Origin of the sequence: Wolbachia endosymbiont of Drosophila barbarae (genome assembly GCF_044752445.1) — a bacterium.
Lineage (GTDB): Bacteria > Pseudomonadota > Alphaproteobacteria > Rickettsiales > Anaplasmataceae > Wolbachia > Wolbachia pipientis.
Map to the genome: position 1 here is coordinate 1 of NZ_JBIXJM010000238.1, position 5,231 is coordinate 5,231.

The following is a 5,231-nucleotide window of genomic DNA, read 5'->3' on the forward strand; positions in this document are numbered from 1 at the left end:
CACTCAACCTCCTTATCATCTTCTATCCTTATCTTATCACATCCGGACTTCTATGAAAAGAGCTATACTTTAGCACAATATGGTTTAGTAACATCAGCACCTATCACTACTACTTCAGTCATTGCCGACTTAACCTTTCCTAGGCTCCATGCAAACCAGCCTTGACCATTTTCTTCTTTAGTTGGCTGACTTTCTGGGCTAGAAATCTCAGTACCTTTTTCATCACCAGATTCTGCATCATAAAATACATCCTGATCCTCAGAAAGACTCATTAAATAACTTTTAGCAGCATCAACATTTAAATGATCAGGTTGCTTAGGAACGTTATCAATATTTAAATAATCCAAACTATTAGCTCGTTGCTTTTGCTCACTGGAAAGAACCTCAAGATTTAAATAATCCAAACGAGTTAGTTCTTGCATGCTAGGTTTAGATCCATCTTCACGCTTAAACTGCTCTTCTGGACTAGAAACCTTAGTACCATAAATCCTACTGTACAAGCTGCTTCCAACGCTGTTAAGTGCTCCTTTTGTATACTCAACTGATGTATCATAAAAATTTTTTAATTTATTTCCAGCATTATTAAATTTCCCTTTTACATACTCAATTGATGTGCCATAAGCATTTTTCACACTACCTACGATATTTTTTAAGTCATTCGCAACATCACTACAGCGCCGCTTAACAATACCAGAAATGCGCCCACTATTGTACGCTTCTGCTACAGATGTAAATACTTCTTTGATATCCTTTGCTTGCGGAACAAAAGCATTTCCTCGTTTAAGTTCTTCTATTTCTTTTTCTTTCTCAGGTAGTTGAGTATTTTTCTCAGAAGTTTTTTGCTCTTGAGCTTGTACTCCGACCTCTTTCCTAGTAAGCTGCTGGTTTACGCTACCAATTTCTACCGTATCACCTGGCTGAGAAGCATTAATCCTTCTGGTTGCAGCCAACTCATTTTTCATTCTAAAAATCTCCCGATCTTTCTCAGAAATAGTTTTATCTTTATCTTCTATCTCTTTTGCTTGATTAGCCAGTTGAGTATTTTTTTCGGATATTTCTTTTACTTTCTCAGAAATTATTTTACCTTTAGCTTCTACTTTACTTTTTTCATCAGAAAGCTGAGCTTCCTTCTCAGAAATAGTTTTGTTCTTACTAACTGCTGCATACGAAAGTGCAATAGCTACAGCAGAAAATACAGCACCACCAATAATAAATGGAAGGCCAACACTTAATGCTGCAACTGGAGCTAAGAAACCAATATAAGGAGCTGCAGCAAACACTCCAGATGCTAATAAAGTTAAAGCAGCCAGAGTTCCAGCTATACAATAGGGTACATTGTTTTTATTCATCATCTCACGTATTATAAAATATAATACCATTATAAAAGGATTTTTAAGAAGTTGTCAAGCTATCTTTACATAAAAAAAATAATTGATAAACTTGGGAACAAGAAGATTGCTGTCAAGCTATGAACTATGCCTTTCCGTGTAATCTTTAAATGCACCTCTGTTAGAGTCAAAATATAGCTTCATACTGCCAATTGGTCCATTTCTCTGCTTTGCAATAATGAGCTCTGCAATGTTTCTAATTTTTTCCATTTTCTCTTGCCATTCCCGATGTTTATTGTTTCCTTCATTTGGCTGTTTTCTTAGTTCATAATACTCTTCTCTATAGAGAAACATTACTATATCTGCGTCTTGCTCTATGCTCCCTGAATCACGTAAATCAGAAAGTTGTGGTTTTTTATCATCCCTCTGCTCAACAGAACGAGAGAGCTGAGATAGTGCAACAATGGGAATATTTAGCTCCTTTGCAATTGCTTTCAAACCCTGCGTCACTTCCGAGATTTCTTGCACTCTATTTTCATTACTCCTTTTTGTTGTTCCTCTGATTAGCTGCAGATAATCAATGAATACCACTTCTACATTATATAATTGATATAACAAACGTATTCTGGTGCGAAGTGCGCTAATTGATAGTGCAGGGGTGTCATCTATGAGGAAAGGCAGTTCAGATAATTCTGTACTAGTATTGATAAACTCATGCAATTCAAAATCACTAATTCTCCCGGTTAATGCCTTATAATAACTAATTCCTGAATCTATAGTAATCAATCTTGCCGTTAATTGTTCTGCTGACATTTCAAGTGAGAAAAACGCTACATGGTGGTGCTTATCTGCTCTTTTTTGCAACATCTTACAAGCATTAAGTGCGATGTTTAGCGCCAATGCTGTTTTACCCATAGAAGGCCTTGCAGCTAAAATTAATAAATCAGATTTTTGTAGACCACCAAGAAGCTGATTTAGATCTTGAAGTCCGGTTGTAACGCCTAGCGCTTCTGGATTATTTTTCAGTGTGCTGATCTTCTCAACTACATCTTTAATTGAACTTGCAAGTTTTATATATGTTTTCTCACCTTGTTTTTTTACTGCCAAATTGAACAATTTTGTCATTGCTTGTTCAATTTGCGCCTGTGCAGGATTTTCAATATCGTAGTTGTAGCTATCACCAACTATTTCTTGCCCGAGCTTGATTAAACATCTCCTTAAGTAAGTATCACGGATTATTCTAGTCAAACTATAAATATCAAGTGCAATACTTGCCTTCGCTGTAAGCTTTGCTAAGTACTCTACCCCACCACACTCGGTAAATGCTTGGTCGTTTTCAAAAAACATTTTAAGGCTCAGTTCATTGGCAACTATACCGTGTTTCCTGGTTTTAGATATTTGCGTAAAAATACTTTGATGCAGTGGATCATAGAAATTTTCTGCTGTAATTGTGTCTTCAACTGCATCACAGATTCTATTATCACGAATCATTGCACCAATAAGCATCTGTTCAGCTTCTAGATTATGCGGTAATTTACATATTTCCTTGTCTACACTTCTTGAACCCAAGAGACTAGCTAATTCATTCATTTTAAGTTTTGAGAGTAACTGTTGATTATTGTAGAATATTTAGTCCTCATTTGAAAGATGTAAAGGCAAAAAAATTTGACTAATTCCGTGTTGCCTATAGCATTAAAACTTAATGCCCCTGTGGTGGAATGGTAGACACGGCAGACTCAAAATCTGTTGCTTGCAAAAGCATGCTGGTTCAAGTCCGGCCAGGGGCAGGTTAAATATTGGAAAGTGTATATATGTTACATAAATTTTTTGATCGTTTATTTTCTATTTTTTCTTCTATAAATGTTATTCAAAAGGTAAAGAAAGATGAAAATGGGATATGTTATGTAACGGGCCTCAGGCGCTATATATCAGTATTGCTTGATTTAATTATTATCGTTTTGTTCTTGCAGTTTTGCAGCCAAGCCTTAAATCAGCTCTTTATGAACTCAGAGGATAGCAAAATATTAAGTCAAATTGCTGCAAAATCCCCAATGCAAGCACCACTGTCTGCGGAAGAAAAGACAACGCAGAGTAGACTTATAAAATTACTAATCCTAAATCAAATAGTCCAGTTTATTATGCTCTTTTGTTATGTAATATATATGTGGGTAAGGTTTGCTGCTACACCTGGAAAACTATTACTTGGGCTTAGAGTTGTGGATGCACAAACTTTCGAAAAGATAACTTTAAGACAAGCAACAAAGAGATTTTTTTCCTTTATATTGTCAGTTGCACCATTATTCTTGGGCTTTTTATGGTCAAATTTCAACAAACGCTGTCAAACTTGGCACGATAAGATCGCAGGCACAGTGGTTGTCACGAGTAAAAGCCTTAGAAGGCAGAGCTAAAAACTACTTGACACCCTTCGCCAGCCCCTTTATCATGATACTGAAGGTATTCATTTATCTTCAATCTGTGCAGATTAAACGACAACAGTATTACGTATTGGCGTCTTATTTTTAATTTTTTGCACTATGTGCACGCACTGGGATGACACCTCTGGGCACTGCCGTCGTAAAGGAACCAGTGTCAGCTACTCGGATGACAAAGGAGGACAGTGTCTCAGCTACTTTCATGACACCATTTGCTGTCTTTAAAAATGAATGTTCTTACAATTGTGCGTCATGCGCTTTATTAAATATTTTACTTAAAAATCTAATTTCTTATTATACAAGAGATAAGCAATTCATTGATGATGAAAAATTACAAAAAGGGGCATAGAAAGCGCCTAAGGGAGAAAATTATTTTAGATAATGGACAATCATTACTTGATTATGAGGTTTTAGAGCACATTTTATATTCAGCATACAGTAGAATTGATGTAAAGCCGATAGCAAAGAGTTTGATAGAAAATTTTGGCAGTTTGAATAAAGTTTTTAATGCTGACCTGGAAGCGCTGCAAAATGTTGATGGTGTCAGCAATGCAGCGATATCTGCCATCTTTTGTGTAAAACAAGCCTTTGTTCGTTCTGCAAGAGAAGAAATAAAAGACCTGCCTATAATCGATAACTGGGAAAAATTGCTTGATTATTTAAGAATAAGTATAGGAAGCCTCAATAAGGAAAATTTTCGCGTCATCTATATGAATAAAAAGTATCGTCTAATAGCGGAAGACCTGCAAAATATTGGTACAGTAGATCAAACTCCTCTTTATGTCAGAGAGATCATCAAGCGCGCACTTTTGATTGGTTCAACATCCATTGTAATATCTCACAATCATCCAAGCAGAGATACACAACCTTCAAATAGCGATATATCTCTCACTAGACAACTAGCAGAAGCTTGCCAAAGTATAGGAATAGAATTAATAGATCACATTATTATTACATTCAGTAGCTATTTTAGTTTCAAGGAAAATAGGTTGTTGTGAAAGCCTTTATAGCTACAGTAACTTAGATTTACCGACAATCGTCATTCCGCTACGTGTTAGCGGGATCTATCTGCGGCGGCATGACGGTAAGTTTTATTGTGGTATGATGGTGTAGTATAATGTTGGTAAACCTCAGTTACTTTAGCTATAAACGATTAAGATGAAGTTATCATATATCTATATACTTACAAATAAAGCTAATAGCACATTATATATTGGTGTAACTGCAAATTTGATCAAGAGGATTTGGGAACACAAAAACAAAATTGTTTCAGGTTTTACATCAAGATATAATGTAAATAAACTTGTATATTTTGAAGAGTTTGAAGATATAAGTTTAGCTATTGCAAGAGAAAGGCGCCTGAAAGAATGGCCAAGGCAGTGGAAAATTAATTTGATCAATCAAAAGAATCCTAGCTGGGTTGACTTATATTACTTAGCTTTAAGATAGCTATGCTGAGATCCCGCTAACA

At 35.7% G+C, this 5,231-nt stretch carries 6 protein-coding genes and 1 tRNA gene; 5 read left to right on the plus strand and 2 right to left on the minus strand.

The genetic code is table 11. The features are described 5' to 3' along the window. Positions 1 to 62 precede the first annotated feature (62 nt). Positions 63 to 1,352: a hypothetical protein gene (locus tag ACIPNH_RS05725; RefSeq protein ID WP_400772180.1), complete on the minus strand. Its 1,290-nt coding sequence runs from the start codon at positions 1,350 to 1,352 to the stop codon at positions 63 to 65. Between the two features lie 114 nt (positions 1,353 to 1,466). Further along, complete coding sequence (locus ACIPNH_RS05730) at positions 1,467 to 2,918, minus strand: replicative DNA helicase (protein ID WP_400772182.1); 1,452 nt, start codon at positions 2,916 to 2,918, stop codon at positions 1,467 to 1,469. Between the two features lie 114 nt (positions 2,919 to 3,032). On the opposite strand from ACIPNH_RS05730, the gene ACIPNH_RS05735 reads away from it, so the two are divergent. The 5 genes from ACIPNH_RS05735 (at position 3,033) to ACIPNH_RS05755 (ending at position 5,209) form a co-directional block, all read left to right on the plus strand. Continuing rightward, a tRNA-Leu gene (locus ACIPNH_RS05735) sits at positions 3,033 to 3,115 on the plus strand. A 24-nt stretch (positions 3,116 to 3,139) separates the two neighbouring features. Further along, on the plus strand, positions 3,140 to 3,736 hold the full coding sequence (locus ACIPNH_RS05740; RefSeq protein ID WP_064124935.1) for an RDD family protein: 597 nt from the start codon (positions 3,140 to 3,142) through the stop codon (positions 3,734 to 3,736). A 142-nt stretch (positions 3,737 to 3,878) separates the two neighbouring features. After that, positions 3,879 to 4,109 (plus strand): hypothetical protein, encoded by a 231-nt coding sequence (locus ACIPNH_RS05745; protein ID WP_041573522.1) that lies wholly within the window; start codon positions 3,879 to 3,881, stop codon positions 4,107 to 4,109. Further along, positions 4,084 to 4,758 carry a RadC family protein gene (radC, locus tag ACIPNH_RS05750; RefSeq protein ID WP_006280440.1) on the plus strand — a complete coding sequence of 225 codons (675 nt, stop codon included), beginning with the start codon at positions 4,084 to 4,086 and terminating at the stop codon, positions 4,756 to 4,758. The genes ACIPNH_RS05745 and radC overlap by 26 nt, the downstream gene beginning before the upstream one ends. Before the next feature lie 160 nt (positions 4,759 to 4,918). Then, positions 4,919 to 5,209, plus strand: a complete 291-nt coding sequence (locus ACIPNH_RS05755; protein ID WP_007549156.1) for a GIY-YIG nuclease family protein — start codon at positions 4,919 to 4,921, stop codon at positions 5,207 to 5,209. Positions 5,210 to 5,231 lie beyond the last annotated feature (22 nt).